The organism is Nocardia sp. CA-120079 (assembly GCF_050955745.1).
Lineage (GTDB): Bacteria > Actinomycetota > Actinomycetes > Mycobacteriales > Mycobacteriaceae > Nocardia.
The window spans coordinates 1,627,341-1,641,583 of sequence record NZ_CP192088.1 but is presented as its reverse complement, the minus strand read 5'-3'; the positions used below and the strand labels follow the sequence as shown (position 1 = coordinate 1,641,583).

The following is a 14,243-nucleotide window of genomic DNA, read 5'->3' as shown; positions in this document are numbered from 1 at the left end:
CCTGAAAGACGAGGCCGACGATGACCTTGCCGTTACCCGTGGAGCCGCCCGATCCCGGACCGACCTGCCGCTACGGCACCGTCGAGAACTTCGCGATGGACGAATTCTGGAGCGGCGTCGCGGCCTTCCTCGGCGGAACGGCGAATGTCATCATGCAGCTCAGCCTGCGGCCGGTCGCGTACGGCGTCATGGAGAGCACGGTCGAAGCCGGCCGGATCGATGTGCATCCGTGGAAGCGGACGCGCACCACGCTGACCTACCTCGCGGTGGCACTCATGGGCACCGAAGAGGATCGTGCGAACTATCGCGAGGCCGTCAACGGCTCACATCGCGCGGTGCATTCCAAGCCGGGGGCCGCGGTCAAATACAACGCCTTCGACCCGAAGCTGCAACTGTGGGTCGCCGCCTGTTTGTATTGGGGCCTGGTCGATCTGGAGGAGCGCCTGCACGGGCCGATGGACGAGGACACCGCGGATGTGCTCTACCAGTACGCCGCCCGGCTCGGCACCACCCTGCAGATGCGACCGGAAATGTGGCCCCGCGACCGAAAAGCCTTCCAGGAGTATTGGAATACCACTCTCGCGACCAAGACCGTCGATGCCCGCACCCGCGCGTACTTCAACGATCTCATCGATCTGAAGATGGTCGCCTGGCCGTTGCGCATACTATTCGCCCGACTGCAGCGGTTCTTGGTGACCAGTCTGCTGCCGCCGCACCTGCGTGCCGAGATGCGCATGGATTGGAGCGAACGTCAGGAGCGCTTCGCGAACAAACTGCTGCGCGCGATCGGCGCCGTGCACCGCATACTTCCCAAGCCCGCCAGGCTCTTTCCGATGAATCTGTGCCTGTGGGATATGCGCAGGCGGCATCGCCTCGGCAAGCCGCTCGTCTGAGCGCACCCATCCGCTAGGACTTGCTGACCAATGCGCGCAAAAAGAACGTGAGGTTGGCCGGACGTTCGGCGAGGCGGCGGGTCAGGTAGCCGTACCACTGGCTGCCGTAGGGCACATACACCCGCACGGCATTGCCCGCGGCGGCCAGCCGCAACTGCTCGGGATCGCGGATGCCATAGAGCATCTGGTACTCGAATCGGTCGGGGCCATGGCCGGTTTCGGCGGCCAGCTGTTCGGCGGCGAGGATGAGCACCGGATCGTGGGTGGCCACCATCGGGTACCCGTCGCCGCCCATCAGGGTCTCCAGACAGCGCAGGTAGGAATCTGTCACTTCGGCGCAGCGCTGGTAGGCGACGGTATGCGGTTCCCGATATGCGCCCTTACACAAGCGGATTCGCGATCCGGACAGCTCGCGACAGTCCGCCTCGGTGCGATGCAGATAGGCCTGTAACACCATACCGAGCCAAGGGAATTCGGCACGGACTTCACGAACCGTGGTCAGCGTGGCCTCGGTGGTGGTGTGGTCCTCCGCGTCGACGGTGACCCATACTCCGGCCTGGGCCGCCTTGGTGCACAGAATGCGCAGATTCTCGGTGGCAATGGCCGGGCCGTCGGCGGGCAACGCCTGCCCGAGCGCGGAGAGTTTCACCGACACCTCGGTGCGCGCCGTAACATCTCGGAAGCCGTTCATTGCCGCCAGATCGTTGATCAGCGAAAGATATTCCGCCACCGTGGCATCGGCCTGTGCCCGGTCGGTGGTGTTCTCCCCGAGGAAGTCGACACTGATCAACCGACGGCTCGCGAGCAGCTCCCGCACCACCGGAATCAACTCGTCACGGCCCGCACCTGCCACGAAGCGCCGGACGATCTCCGCGGTGACCGGCGTCCCGGTGACGATGCGCTTCATCCGCGGCGATGTGGAGGCCGCGAGAATGACCGGCCGCAGTGGATTCATTCCGACCCCATGTGCGGATACCGGTAATCACCCGGCTGCACGAAGGTCTCCTTGATCGTGCGTGGCGCGACCCAGCGCAGCAGGTTCAGCGGCGAACCGGCCTTGTCGTCGGTGCCCGAGGCGCGCGCACCGCCGAAGGGCTGCTGACCGACGACCGCGCCGGTCGGCTTGTCATTGATGTAGAAGTTGCCCGCGGCGAATCGCAATGCGGCCGAGGCCTGTTCGACGGCCTTGCGGTCCTGCGCGAAGACCGCGCCGGTCAGTGCGTAGGGTGCTGCCGACTCCACCTCGGCCAATACCGCCGCGTAGGAGCCGGGTTCGGCATCGTCGTAGACGTGCACCGCGAGGATGGGACCGAAATATTCGGTGGCGAAGGCGTCGTCGTGCGGATCGTCCACCACCAGCACCGTGGGCCGGACGAACCAGCCCTCGCTGTCGTCGTATTCGCCGCCCGCCGGGATGGCGATACCCGCCGACCTGGCGCGCACGATCGCGGCCACATTCTTGTCATAGGCGCGCCGATCGATCAGTGCCCCACCGAAATTCGTCAGATCGGCGACATCGCCGTAGCTGATTTCGCGGGTCAGTTGCAGGAAGTCGTCACCGATCGTGCGCCACACCGAGCGTGCGATATAGGCGCGCGAAGCCGCCGAGCACTTCTGGCCCTGATATTCGTAGGCACCGCGAATCAGCGCGGTACGCAAGGCATCCGGATCGGCGGACGGGTGCGCGACGATGAAGTCCTTACCGCCGGTCTCACCCACCAACCGTGGATACGAATGGTATCGGCCGATATTCGCCCCGACCTCGGACCACAGGAGCTGAAATGTCTTGGTGGAGCCGGTGAAATGGATGCCGGCCAGCCGTGGATCGACGAGCGCGACCTCCGACAGTTCGACACCGTCGCCGGTCACCATATTGATGACGCCCGGCGGCAACCCGGCCGCCTCCAAAAGTCGCATCGTGTAGAAGGCCGCGAGCGTCTGCGTCGGTGCGGGCTTCCACACCACGGTATTGCCCATCAACGCGGGCGCGGTCGGCAGATTCCCCGCGATCGCAGTGAAGTTGAAGGGCGTGATCGCGTAGACGAAACCCTCCAGCGGGCGGTAGTCCATCTGGTTCCACACCCCCGCGCTCGACTGCGGCTGCTGCTGCAGAATCTGGCGCGCGAAGGCCACATTGAACCGCCAGAAGTCGACCAATTCGCACGGCGCATCGATTTCGGCCTGCTGGACCGTCTTGGATTGACCGAGCATGGTCGCGGCGGCGACCGTCTCCCGCCACGGCCCGGCCAGCAGATCCGCCGCGCGCAGGAAGACGGCAGCCCGCTCGTCGAAGGTCGTGCTGCGCCAGCCGGGCGCCGCCGCGATCGCGGCCTCGATGGCGCCATGGGCTTCCGAATGCGTGGTGTCGGTGTAGGTGCCGAGCACCTGCCGATGCCGGTGCGGGGCGACAATATCGTGCCGAGCCCCGATGCCCGGCCGGTGTTTGCCGCCGATGACCAGCGGAATGTCGATGGATTCGACGGCGATCTCATTGAGCTTGGTGATCAGCAGTTCCCGCTCGGGGCTGCCCGGCGCGTAGGAATGCACCGGCTCGTTGCTGGGGACAGGGACTACCGTGACAGCGTCCATACCCCAAGGCTATCGCCGTTCCCGGGTCATCGGGCCCGACTGCGGGACGTGTCAGGCCAGGCGTTGCGCCGCCGCCTCGATCCGTTCGTCGGAAGCGGTCAGCGCGATGCGCACGTACTCCCCGGCGCCCGGTCCGTAGAAGTCACCCGGCGCGGCGAGGATGCCGCGCTCGGCCAGCCAGGCCAGGGTGGTGCGGCACGGTTCGCCCCTGGTAGACCACAGGTAGAGGCCCGCTTCGGAGTGATCGATGCGGAAACCGGCTGCCTGCAAGGCCTTTCGCAGCACCTCGCGACGCGCACGGTAGCGCTCACGTTGCACTGCCTCGTGGGCGTCGTCACCGAGTGCGGCGGTCATCGCCGCCTGGATCGGGAACGGCACCATCATGCCGGAGTGCTTGCGCACCTCGAGCAATTCGGCGACGAGTTCCGCATCGCCCACCACGAATCCGGCGCGATAGCTGGCCAGGTTGGAGGTCTTCGACAGCGAGTGCACCGCGAGCAAGCCGGTGTGGTCGCCGTCGCACACCTGCGGATCAAGGATCGAGACGGCGCGCCCCTCCCATGCCAAGCCCAAGTAGCACTCGTCGGAGGCCACGACCGCGCCGCGCTCACGCGCGAACTGCACCACCTTGCGCAGATGCTCGACACCGAGCACCTTCCCCGTCGGGTTCGATGGGGAGTTCACATAGATAAGGGCAGGCGATTGCGGACCCAACTGGGTCAGACCATTCGCTCGCACCACTTTGGTACCGGCCAACAGCGCACCCACCTCGTAGGTCGGGTAGGCGACCTCCGGGATGACGACCAGATCGTTCGCGCCGAGCCCGAGCAGCCGCGGCAGACCGGCGATCAGCTCCTTGGTGCCGATCACCGGCAGCACCGCGGCCGGGTCGATTCCGGTGATCCCGTAGCGCCGCTTCAACGCATCGACCGCCGCGGCCCGCAGTTCGGGCGTGCCGTGCGTGGTCGGATATCCGGGTACGTCGGCGACCGAACTCAACGCCGCACGGATCAGCGGGTCCACCGGATCGACCGGGGTGCCGACCGAAAGGTCGACGATCCCGTCCGGATGCGCGGCGGCCTCGGCCTTCACCGCCGCGATGGTGTCCCATGGAAAATCGGGCAGCAGAGCGCTGACCCGGCGACGCGGTGACACAGTACTCACTCGGTACCTAGCTACTTATTCAGTCGCCATCGGCGGCAGCTCTTTGATGAACGGCGGGTCGTAATCCACCTTGCCGACCTTCGTCGCGCCGCCGGGCGAACCCAGCTCGTCGAAGAAGTCGACGTTGGCGTTCACGTAGCCGCTCCACTGGTCCGGGGTGTCGTCTTCGTAGAAGATCGCCTCCACCGGGCACACCGGCTCACATGCACCACAGTCCACGCACTCGTCGGGATGGATGTACAGCATGCGACCACCCTCGTAGATGCAATCCACGGGGCATTCTTCGATGCATGCCTTGTCCTTCACGTCAACGCACGGTTCAGCGATGATGTACGGCACTGCCGCTCTCCTAGTCTGTCCTCACGGGGATACTCCGCCCAGCGTCACACTATCCCGGCAGCCCAGGTTACTCCGGGGCAGCCTGCCCTAACCAACTTCGTCCCGCCTGCCACTCGCTGGATATGAAACACCCCTGGCATCCGCGCCTTTGCGAATACTCCGAGCACAACGACCGGGAACCTGGTATCGCCTAGCCCACCGTCAGTGGCAGCGCCGCGGAGATCTTCCGTGGTGGCACCCCATAGGTGGTGGTCCGTTCGCGCACCGGACGGCCGATGCCCTCGGCGATCTCGGCGAGTTCGGCGACGGTCTTGGCGGAACCGTGTTGCGATCCGGCCATGCGCGAGATGGTCTCCTCCATCAAGGTACCGCCCAGATCGTTGGCACCGCCGTTGAGCATCATGCGGGTGCCCGCCGTTCCGAGTTTCACCCAGCTGGTCTGAATGTTATCGATGCGGCCGTGCAACATGATCCGCGCGAGGGCGTGCGCCGCACGGTTGTCCCGGATCGTCGGACCCGGTCGCGCCGCACCCGCGAGGTACAGCGGTGCGCTCTGGTGCACGAAGGGCAGCAAGACGAATTCGGTGAAACCGCCTGTCTCGTCCTGGATTCCGCGCAGCACCCGCAGATGTCCGACCCAGTGCTTCGGATTGTCGACGTGGCCGTACATCATCGTGGAACTCGAACGCACGCCGACCTGATGTGCGGTGGTGATCACCTCGACCCATGCGGAGGTCGGCAGTTTGCCCTTGGTGAGCACCCAGCGCACCTCGTCGTCGAGGATTTCCGCGGCCGTACCGGGAATCGTGTCCAGCCCGGCTTCCTTCAGCGCGACCAGCCAGTCGCGAATGCTCTGCCCGCCACGGGACGCGCCGTTCACGATCTCCATCGGGCTGAACGCGTGCACATGCATCGATGGCACCCGCTGTTTGATCGCGCGCACCAGATCGGCGTAGCCGGTGACCGGGAGGTCCGGATCGATGCCGCCCTGCATGCAGATTTCGGTCGCACCGTCGACATGCGCCTCCCAGGCGCGGTCGGCGACCTCGTCCATGCTCAGGGTGAAGGCGTCAGCATCCCCCTTGCGCTGGGCGAATGCGCAGAAGCGGCAGCCGGTGTAGCAGATATTGGTGAAGTTGATATTCCGGTTCACCACGTAGGTGACATCGTCGCCGTTGACGTCGCGGCGCAGCTGGTCGGCAAGTGCGGCCACCGCATCCAGCGCTGGTCCCTCGGCCGTTGCCAGCGCCAGGTACTCGGCGTCGGTGAGCCCGGCCGGATCGTTTTCGGCAGCGCGCAGTGCGGCGAGCACATCGGAATCAAGTCGCTCGGGTGCCGCGACGGCGAGGTCACGAGCCTGTTCGCGAATGGTGTCCCAGTCGCCGAAGGCCCCCACGACATCCTGGCCGAGTGCGGAATCGCTGCGACTCTCGGTATTTCGGCCTTCGGTATCGATCGAGGTATTGAGGTCGACACGGCCCGCGGATTCCCACGACTCGTCCGGTTCCTGCCAGGGCAGGCCGACCGGGAGCGCATCCGGATTCGCCAGACCGGTCTTCGCATCGGTGAGTGCGGCGACATGTGCGCCGATGCGCGGATCGACCCACGGGTTGCCCGCGCGCACGTATTTCGGGTGCGCCGAGGTGCGTTCGACGAGTTGGTAGCCCGCGGCCTCGGTGATTTCGCGCAGCGTATCGAGATTCGGCCAGGGCCGTTCCGGATTCACGTGGTCGGGGGTGACCGGCGAGACACCGCCCCAGTCATCGATACCGGCATCGATGAGTGCCTGGCATTCCTCGTGCGACACCAGGTTCGGCGGCGCCTGCACCGGAACGTCGGGGCCGAGCAGCAGCCGGGTGACCGCGATGGTGGCCCGGAACTCCTCCATACCGGCGTCGGGGACATCGCGCATGGCGGTGTCGTCCTTGGCGCGGAAGTTCTGGATGATCACTTCCTGGATATGCCCGAATGCCTTGTGCTGCTTGCGAATCGCCATGATCGACTCGGCGCGCTCGGTCAGCGTTTCGCCGATGCCGACCAGAATGCCGGTGGTGTATGGCACCGAAAGCCGGCCCGCGTCGGTGATGGCGCGCAACCGCACTGCCGGATCCTTATCCGGACTTCCGTAGTGGCAGTTGCCCTTTTCGGTGAACAGGCGGGTGGCGGTGGTCTCGAGCATCATGCCCATGGACTGCGCCACCGGTTTGAGCCGCGAGATTTCCTCCCAGCTCATGACGCCCGGATTCAGATGCGGCAGCAGACCGGTCTCCTCGAGCACCATGATCGAGACGGCCCGCAGGTAGTCCAGCGTGGAGTCGTAGCCGCGTTCGTCGAGCCACTGCGCGGCCTCCGGCCAGCGGTCCTCGGGCCGGTCACCGAGGGTGAACAGGGCCTCTTTACAGCCGAGGTCGGCACCGCGACGCGCGATTTCCAGCACCTCGTCGGGCTCCAGGAACATGCCCTTGCCCTCGGCGCGCAACTTGCCCGGCACCGTGACGAAGGTGCAGTAGTGGCATTTGTCGCGGCAGAGCTTGGTCAGCGGAATGAAGACATTGCGGGAATAGCTGATGGTCTTCGGCCGACCCGCCGATTCCAGTCCGGCATCGCGCACCCGGGCGGCGCTGCGACACAGATCGACGAGGTCGTCACCGCGTGCGTGCAGCAGTACGGCCGCCTCGTCCACATTCAGTGTCACACCGTCACGGGCCCGCCGCAGCGCGCGGCGCATAGCCGACGGCGTTGGCGGTGCGGGCGGGACGCTCGGGGTCGCTAGCTCGGTCACGCCCTCGATCATGCGCTACACATCCTGGGCTGTCTCCCTCCAGTGCTTGTGAGGGGTGATAACTGTGCGGTCTCACGCAGTATTCCGGTACGTCCGGGCGAATTATTCCCGTGCAGGTAGGTGGGTCGGGGCCGACGAAGGAGACGCCCGCGCCGTGACGTGGAACCATGGCAGGCATGTCGCAGCCGCGCACGATCATGGCCGATCCGGCCTGGCGTCCGAGCACCAAGGCCAAGCTCCTGTGGACGATCCAGGCCGCGCTCGGCTGGGTGATCCCCGTCGTGGCGCTGATCTTGTGGGTTCTCGTCGACGCCGAGCATCGCGGTGCGCAGCTGGTGGTGTTCGCGGTGGCGCTCGTACTCGCGGCGGTGAGCATCGCAGTGGTGCCGCTGTGGCGGTTCGCGGTGCATCGGTGGGAGGTGACCGATGAGGCGGTGTACACCCGGGTCGGGTGGTTGACGGTGGAGAGCCGGGTGGCGCCCATCTCCCGGGTGCAGACCGTCGATACCGAGCGTGGACCGCTGGAGCGATTCCTCGGGCTGGCGACGGTAACCGTCACGACGGCGTCCTCGGCAGGTGCGGTGCGGATCTCCGCGCTCGATCTGTCGGTCGCCGAACAGACCGTCACGCGGTTGACCGAGATCGCCGCATTGCACCGCGGGGATGCGACGTGAGTTCGTACGAGACCTATCTCGCGCCGGAGACCGAGCAGCCGTGGTTGCGGCTGGATAAGCGAATGTTGTTGGTACACCCCGTCAACGAGGTCGTGCGGTTCATTCCGGTGCTGATCGGGTCGGTGATCCTCGGCACCAATACCGGCAACCCTGTCTGGGGGCTCGTCGCATTGGCGGTGATCGTCGGATTCGCGCTGACGCGCTGGTTCACCACCACGTATCGGCTCGGGGCGACAGACGTCGAGTTGCGGACCGGGTTGATTCAGCGCAAGAAGCTGTCGGTACCGCGGTCGCGGATCCGGTCGGTCGATATCGAAGCCGATCTATTGCATCGGGTGTTGGGTCTGGCGGTGTTGGCGATAGGGACCGGGCAGCACGCGGAGTCGGGAGAGAAGTTCAAGCTCGACGCGTTGGCTGCAGATGTGGTGCCCGAGTTACGGACGGCACTGCTCTCCCACACCGCCGGTTCGCCGAAATCTACTGCTGGACAACAGGTTCCAGACCTACGAAAAGACCAGCCGGTGTCCGGGAACGCCCGCGAGATCGGTCATTGGCAAGCGAGCTGGGTGCGTTATGCGCCGTTGTCACTGACCGGTTTCGCGATCATCGCACCGATTGTCGGATTGGCAATCCAGTACGGGTTCGACCAGATCGTGGTCAGTTCGGACGCGGTGCACAGCGTCGAGGACGGTAGCGCGGCGCTCATCGCCGTCGCCATCGCAGTGCTCGTCGTCGCGATCGTGGTGATCGTCAGCCTCGCGGCCTGCGCACGTTATCTGACAACGTATTTCGGACTCCGGGTGCTCGATGACGGCCGCACATTGCAGCTGCGCCACGGACTGTTCACGACCAGGCAGATCACCCTGGATCTGGCTCGTTTCCGCGGCGCGACCGTCAACGAGCCGCTACTGCTCCGCATGGCCGGTGCCGCCGAGCTCGAAGCCATCATGACCGGCCAGAGCCCGCGCCAGAAAATCCTGCCCCAGGCGCCCCGCTCCGCCATCGAACGCACTCTCGCGGAATTGCTCGTACCCCGAGGCGCCCGACGTCCCGGTGCCACGAATGAAGGCGCACGGGCCGGCGATCCGGTGGGCCCAGCACCGCGACAGGAGCCGACCGGCCCGCCGCGCGCGACGGTGAGCACCGCACCGCTGATCGCGCACGGCCCGGTCGCACGCCGCCGCCGGTATACCCGCGCGCTGAGCCCGATCGCGCTCCTCGCGGTCGCGATGCTCTGCATTTCCCTTGCCGGAGAGCACTTTTCACCATGGTGGTGGCTGCTGCCCGCACTCCCGGCCGTGGTCGCCGCCGCGCTGGCCGCCGACCGTTACCGCGGCCTCGGCCACGCGGTGCTGCCCGCCACCGACACCAGTCCGGCCTGGCTCATCACCCGATCCGGCTCGCTCGACCGCGACCGCGACTGTCTCGAGGCCCCCGGCATCATCGGTTGGACTGTCCGCCAATCCTTTTGGCAGCGCCGCTCCGGCATCGCCACCGTAGTTGCCGCCACCGCAGCCGGTAAGAAGCGCTACCTCGTCGTCGACATCCCCCTCGACCAGGCCTGGGACCTCGTCGAATCGGCAACCCCCGGCCGCCTGGGCACCCGCTGACCCTCGAAACCGTGCAGCAATACGATGGGTTTGCCGTCGGCGGGTCCGTCCTGCCGGACATGGATCGCCCCGGCGGAGTTCACCGATCATGCGCCGTTCCATCATCACTCCGGGCCCAAGTGTCCGAGACCGTTCGCTCCGAGAATAGAGTCCGACCGCACCGATCCGACTCGCCGGTGTCGCTGACCGATTGCTGACGCCGCGCCGAGTTCAATGGTCAGCGTGGTCGAGACCCCGATATCACCGACGCGGGAGTTGCCCATCGCCGATCGCCGCGTGCGGCGGATGCAGCGGGGCGACAGATATCGACTGACCGCGATCGGCGGTTTGGCGGCATTATCGCTGGATGCGCTGACCAGTGTGGCATACGGCCCCGAGGCGATCGTGCTGGTTCTTGTCGCGGCGGGCGCCGCGGCGGTGTCGTGGACATTGCCGGTGTCGCTGGCGATCGCGGCACTGTTGCTGGTATTGGTGCTGTCGTATCGGCAGGTTATCGCCGTCCATCCGGATGGCGGCGGATCCTATGCGGTGGCGAAGAAGGATCTCGGGCGCGGTGCCAGTCTGCTCGCCGCGGCGAGTCTGGTGGTGGACTATGTGCTGACCGTCGCGGTGAGTCTCGCGGCCGGCGCGGCCAGTTTGGCCAGCGCCTTTCCGGTGCTGGCCGATCATCTGCTGCTGATCACGCTGAGCGGGCTGGCGCTGCTCACCGTGATCAACCTGATCGGGGTGGCCGAATCGGCGAAAGTGCTGATGGGGCCGACACTTCTGTTCATCGTCGCGATTCTCGCGGTGATCGTGGTCGGACTGTTCCGCGCGACACCGGTCGCGGTGATCGGTACCGATCTGGGGCCGATCGTGCCGTACGACACCGTCGGAATTCTGTTGCTGCTCAAGGCATTTTCCGCCGGGTGCTCGGCGTTGACCGGGGTCGAGGCGATCGCCAATGCCGTGCCGTCGTTCCGGTCGCCAGCGGTGCGGCGGGCCCAGCACACCGAGGTCGCGCTCGGTGTGCTGCTGTGCACGATGCTGCTCGGTTCGGCGCTGCTCATCCGTCGCCATCACGCGGTGCCGCGCGGCGATGTCACCCTGCTCGCGCAATTGTCCGCGGCGGCATTCGGGACCGGGTGGCCGTTCTACGTGAGCAGTCTGGCCGTCACGCTGGCGCTGTGCCTGGCCGCGAATACCAGCTTCGGCGGACTGCCGGTGTTGCTTTCTCTGCTGGCGAAGGATCATCGGGTCGCCCACTTGTTCGCGCTGCGATCGGAACGCCCGGTGTTTCGCTATGGCGTTGCGGCCCTTGCCATTCTGGCCGCCGCCGTGTTGCTGATCGTGCATGCCGAAACCCACCGCGTGCTACCGGTTTACGCGGTCGGCGTCTTCATCGGGTTCACCATCAGTCAGACCGGGCTGGTGCGGCACTGGCGCGAGCAACGTGGAGCCGGTTGGATTCCGCGCGCCATCCTCAACGGCTTCGGCGCGCTGCTCACCGCCGTCGCCGCCGTGGTGCTGCTCATCGAGAAGTTCAACGAAGGCGCGTGGCTACTGCTGATCATCGTGCCCGCGTTGATAACCCTGTTCGCCCGCACCGAAAACTACTACCGCAGCGTCGCCGACCAACTCAGCCTCGGCCGAATCCCCTTCCTCCCACCGCAATCCCCGGATCGACAACCGATGCTCATCGTGGTTCCAGTTGTCGCGGTCAGCGAGGTCACCGCCCGTGCCCTGCGCACGGCCCAGGCCTTCGACGGCGAAATCGTCGCCGTCGCAGCCGAAATCGACCACGCCGCTACTCGCCGACTCAGCGCCCAGTGGAAGCAGTGGGATCCGGGGGTCCCCCTCACCGTCCTCCCGAGCCCGCACCGCAGTCTCATCACCACGCTCGTCGGCTACGTCCGCGCCCAAACCCGAACCGGCCGCCAAGTCACCGTTCTCCTGGCCCAGGTAGAAGCCGCCCACTGGTACCACCGTCCACTGCACAACCCGCGCGGCCCCGTCCTGGCCGCCACCCTCCGCGCCCGCACCGACGCCGTTATCGCCAGCCTGGCCGTTCGCCTCGACTGAGTCCGCGTTGTGCCCGTAGACCAGATCCCCTATAGCGACAACAGGACTCAGCGGGTGCTGAACAATCCCGCGTTCGATCGGATGTAGATGTAGAGCAGCGGCGGGACCAATCCGCAGAACAAGAGCAGCAGGGTGCGCCAGTCGCTGCCCAGCATGATGTCGCCGCCGGGGCCGGTTACAGAGCAGGTCAGGAAGCCGAGGGTCCAGGCGGCTACGGGGAGGAACATTGCCCCCACGCGGTGGGTAATGGAGCGGACTCCCATCACCAGCAGGACGTTCACCACACCGGCCAGCACTGCGGACAGGGGGAAGGCGACGGTGTCGATATAGGTGGGGAGGTAGAGGACCTCGAGGGCGAGGGTGATCAGAGCGTCCAGGACCAACACGGCGATGATCACCGGCCCCAAGGGCAGAGTGTCATGGGCGCCGTAGGTGCGGTCCGGAGCCTTGTCGAAAGTGACCCTCACGCGACCGGCGGGAAACCGAGGAGGGTGAGCAGGTGGCTCTGCATATCGACGAACGCGTACAGCACCGACATGTAGAGGTCGTGCTGTTGCTGCGCGCCAGGGCGCAGGCTGTCCACGAAGGCAGCGATGGCGTTCTGCAGATCCCAGTTGTACATGATCGGAGTCTAAGCCGAAATCACTCGCCTTCAACGGGGATGTTTGCGACGACCGGGAATTCTCCGGTATAGCCCTTGCGCATCTGGGCGATCGCGAGCACCCGTTTGCGGGCGGCGAACCAGCCGATGATCAGCGCTGGAATGAGCACCACGAGCGAGGCGACGGTCCAGGTGCCGACCGGATAGTCGACGCCGGTGAGCACCACCACGAAGAACAGGAATACCAGCGTGATCAGGCCGGTCCACGGCGCACCCCACATGCGGAACTGCGGCCGCTGGAGTTTGCCCCGCTGCCACCAGCGCCACAGCTGCAACTGGCACAGCACGATGGTGGCCCAGGACGCGATAATGCCGAGCGAGGCCATATTCAGCACGATCTCGAACGCGCGCTCGGGCACGATGCCATTGAGCGCGATACCGCAGAGCGCGATCAGGCTGGTCAGCATGATGCCGCCGTAGGGCACCCCGTTGCTGCCCATCACCCCGGTGAACTTGGGCGCGCTGCCGTTCATCGACATCGACCGCAGAATGCGCCCGGTGGAATACAGGCCCGCATTCAGGCTGGAGAAGGCGGCCGTCAGCACGACGACATTCATGATGCTGCCGATGCCGGGCACCCCGAGCATGGTGAAGAAGGTGACGAACGGGCTTTCGCCGGACTTGTAGCTGGTGTAGGGCAGCAGCAGTCCCAGCAGCACGAGCGAGCCGACGTAGAAGACCGCGATCCGCAAGATCACCGAATTGATCGCGCGCGGCATGATCTTCGCGGGATTCTCCGTCTCCCCCGCCGCGGTGCCCACCAATTCCACGGCGGCATAAGCGAATACGACACCCGAGGTGACCACGACCAGCGGCAGGATCCCGGTCGGGAACAGTCCGCCGTGATCGGCGACGACACTCGGACCGGTCGCCGCACCCTTGACGGTGAATCGGCCGATCAGGAATACCGTGCCGATGATCAGGAACGCACTGAGCGCGGCCACCTTGACCAGCGCGGCCCAGAATTCCATCTCACCGAACCACTTCACCGAGACCAGATTGACCCCGAGCACGAGCACCAGCGCGATGAGCGCGAGCATCCACTGCGGAACATGAGTGAAGCCGGCCCAGTAGTGAAAATATTGGGCAATCGCGGTGGTGTCGGCGATACCGGTCATCGACCAGTTCAGGAAGTACATCCATCCGGCGATGAATGCGGCCTTCTCACCAAAGAATTCGCGGGCATAGGAAACGAACGAACCGGACGACGGCCGGTGCAGCACCAGCTCACCAAGCGCGCGCAGAATGAAGAATACGAATACCCCACAGACCGCGTAGACCACGAAAAGCCCTGGTCCCGCACTCTCGAGCCGACCGCCCGCACCGAGGAACAGACCGGTGCCGATCGCGCCGCCCATGGCGATCATCTGCAGCTGACGCGGTTTGAGACTCTTGTGATATCCGTGATCCTCGATGCTGAGGTGAGCTTTGTCGCCGACCGCCGTCATGAACCGCTATGCCCTCCACATC

General features: G+C 65.8%; 12 protein-coding genes. 4 read left to right on the top strand and 8 right to left on the bottom strand.

All coding sequences use genetic code 11. The features are described 5' to 3' along the window. The first annotated feature begins 20 nt into the window (after nt 1-20). Nucleotides 21-893, top strand: a complete 873-nt coding sequence (locus ACQPYR_RS07555; RefSeq protein ID WP_433629241.1) for an oxygenase MpaB family protein — start codon at nt 21-23, stop codon at nt 891-893. Nucleotides 894-906: 13 nt separating this feature from the next. Here the strand turns inward: ACQPYR_RS07555 and ACQPYR_RS07550 are convergent, their stop codons facing one another. The 5 genes from ACQPYR_RS07550 to ACQPYR_RS07530 all read right to left on the bottom strand — a co-directional run bounded on the left by ACQPYR_RS07550 (nt 907) and on the right by ACQPYR_RS07530 (nt 7,779). Then, nucleotides 907-1,848 carry a proline dehydrogenase family protein gene (locus ACQPYR_RS07550; RefSeq protein ID WP_433629238.1) on the bottom strand — a complete coding sequence of 314 codons (942 nt, stop codon included), beginning with the start codon at nt 1,846-1,848 and terminating at the stop codon, nt 907-909. Beyond that, the gene (pruA, locus tag ACQPYR_RS07545) at nt 1,845-3,482 is read right to left on the bottom strand and encodes an L-glutamate gamma-semialdehyde dehydrogenase (protein WP_433629235.1); all 1,638 of its coding nucleotides are present in this window, start codon (nt 3,480-3,482) and stop codon (nt 1,845-1,847) included. Before pruA ends, ACQPYR_RS07550 begins: the two co-directional genes overlap by 4 nt. 51 nt (nt 3,483-3,533) lie before the next feature. After that, nucleotides 3,534-4,637 carry a succinyldiaminopimelate transaminase gene (gene dapC, locus ACQPYR_RS07540; protein ID WP_433635047.1) on the bottom strand — a complete coding sequence of 368 codons (1,104 nt, stop codon included), beginning with the start codon at nt 4,635-4,637 and terminating at the stop codon, nt 3,534-3,536. 24 nt (nt 4,638-4,661) lie between these two features. Continuing rightward, a complete protein-coding gene (gene fdxA, locus ACQPYR_RS07535; protein ID WP_040695137.1) occupies nt 4,662-4,985 on the bottom strand; it encodes a ferredoxin in 324 nt (107 codons plus the stop codon). A 190-nt stretch (nt 4,986-5,175) separates the two neighbouring features. After that, nucleotides 5,176-7,779 (bottom strand): bifunctional FO biosynthesis protein CofGH, encoded by a 2,604-nt coding sequence (locus ACQPYR_RS07530; RefSeq protein ID WP_433629232.1) that lies wholly within the window; start codon nt 7,777-7,779, stop codon nt 5,176-5,178. Nucleotides 7,780-7,943: 164 nt separating this feature from the next. Between ACQPYR_RS07530 and ACQPYR_RS07525 the strand changes: the two genes are divergently transcribed. The 3 genes from ACQPYR_RS07525 (at nt 7,944) to ACQPYR_RS07515 (ending at nt 12,112) form a co-directional block, all read left to right on the top strand. Next, nucleotides 7,944-8,441 (top strand): PH domain-containing protein, encoded by a 498-nt coding sequence (locus ACQPYR_RS07525; RefSeq protein WP_433629229.1) that lies wholly within the window; start codon nt 7,944-7,946, stop codon nt 8,439-8,441. A 62-nt stretch (nt 8,442-8,503) separates the two neighbouring features. After that, nucleotides 8,504-10,051, top strand: a complete 1,548-nt coding sequence (locus ACQPYR_RS07520) for a PH domain-containing protein (protein ID WP_433635046.1) — start codon at nt 8,504-8,506, stop codon at nt 10,049-10,051. Nucleotides 10,052-10,273: 222 nt separating this feature from the next. Further along, nucleotides 10,274-12,112 carry an APC family permease gene (locus ACQPYR_RS07515; protein WP_433629226.1) on the top strand — a complete coding sequence of 613 codons (1,839 nt, stop codon included), beginning with the start codon at nt 10,274-10,276 and terminating at the stop codon, nt 12,110-12,112. 47 nt (nt 12,113-12,159) lie between these two features. Here ACQPYR_RS07515 and ACQPYR_RS07510 read toward each other — a convergent pair whose 3' ends face one another. Genes ACQPYR_RS07510 through ACQPYR_RS07500 form a run of 3 tightly spaced genes read right to left on the bottom strand, consistent with a single transcriptional unit; the run spans nt 12,160 to nt 14,221 of the window. Then, complete coding sequence (locus tag ACQPYR_RS07510) at nt 12,160-12,579, bottom strand: hypothetical protein (RefSeq protein WP_433629223.1); 420 nt, start codon at nt 12,577-12,579, stop codon at nt 12,160-12,162. Further along, nucleotides 12,576-12,734, bottom strand: a complete 159-nt coding sequence (locus ACQPYR_RS07505; RefSeq protein WP_169338103.1) for a hypothetical protein — start codon at nt 12,732-12,734, stop codon at nt 12,576-12,578. Before ACQPYR_RS07505 ends, ACQPYR_RS07510 begins: the two co-directional genes overlap by 4 nt. A 20-nt stretch (nt 12,735-12,754) precedes the next feature. After that, nucleotides 12,755-14,221, bottom strand: coding sequence for an amino acid permease (locus ACQPYR_RS07500; RefSeq protein WP_433629219.1), 1,467 nt, complete (start codon nt 14,219-14,221; stop codon nt 12,755-12,757). Between the last annotated feature and the right edge of the window lie 22 nt (nt 14,222-14,243).

What these genes read in the sequence shown, in the direction of transcription:
- ACQPYR_RS07555 (WP_433629241.1), top strand. Translation starts at nt 21, where the DNA reads ATGACCTTGCCGTTACCCGTGGAGCCGCCCGATCCCGGACCGACCTGC.
- ACQPYR_RS07550 (WP_433629238.1), bottom strand. Translation starts at nt 1,848, where the DNA reads ATGAATCCACTGCGGCCGGTCATTCTCGCGGCCTCCACATCGCCGCGG.
- pruA (WP_433629235.1), bottom strand. Translation starts at nt 3,482, where the DNA reads ATGGACGCTGTCACGGTAGTCCCTGTCCCCAGCAACGAGCCGGTGCAT.
- ACQPYR_RS07530 (WP_433629232.1), bottom strand. Translation starts at nt 7,779, where the DNA reads ATGATCGAGGGCGTGACCGAGCTAGCGACCCCGAGCGTCCCGCCCGCA.
- ACQPYR_RS07525 (WP_433629229.1), top strand. Translation starts at nt 7,944, where the DNA reads ATGTCGCAGCCGCGCACGATCATGGCCGATCCGGCCTGGCGTCCGAGC.
- ACQPYR_RS07520 (WP_433635046.1), top strand. Translation starts at nt 8,504, where the DNA reads ATGTTGTTGGTACACCCCGTCAACGAGGTCGTGCGGTTCATTCCGGTG.
- ACQPYR_RS07505 (WP_169338103.1), bottom strand. Translation starts at nt 12,734, where the DNA reads ATGTACAACTGGGATCTGCAGAACGCCATCGCTGCCTTCGTGGACAGC.
- ACQPYR_RS07500 (WP_433629219.1), bottom strand. Translation starts at nt 14,221, where the DNA reads ATGACGGCGGTCGGCGACAAAGCTCACCTCAGCATCGAGGATCACGGA.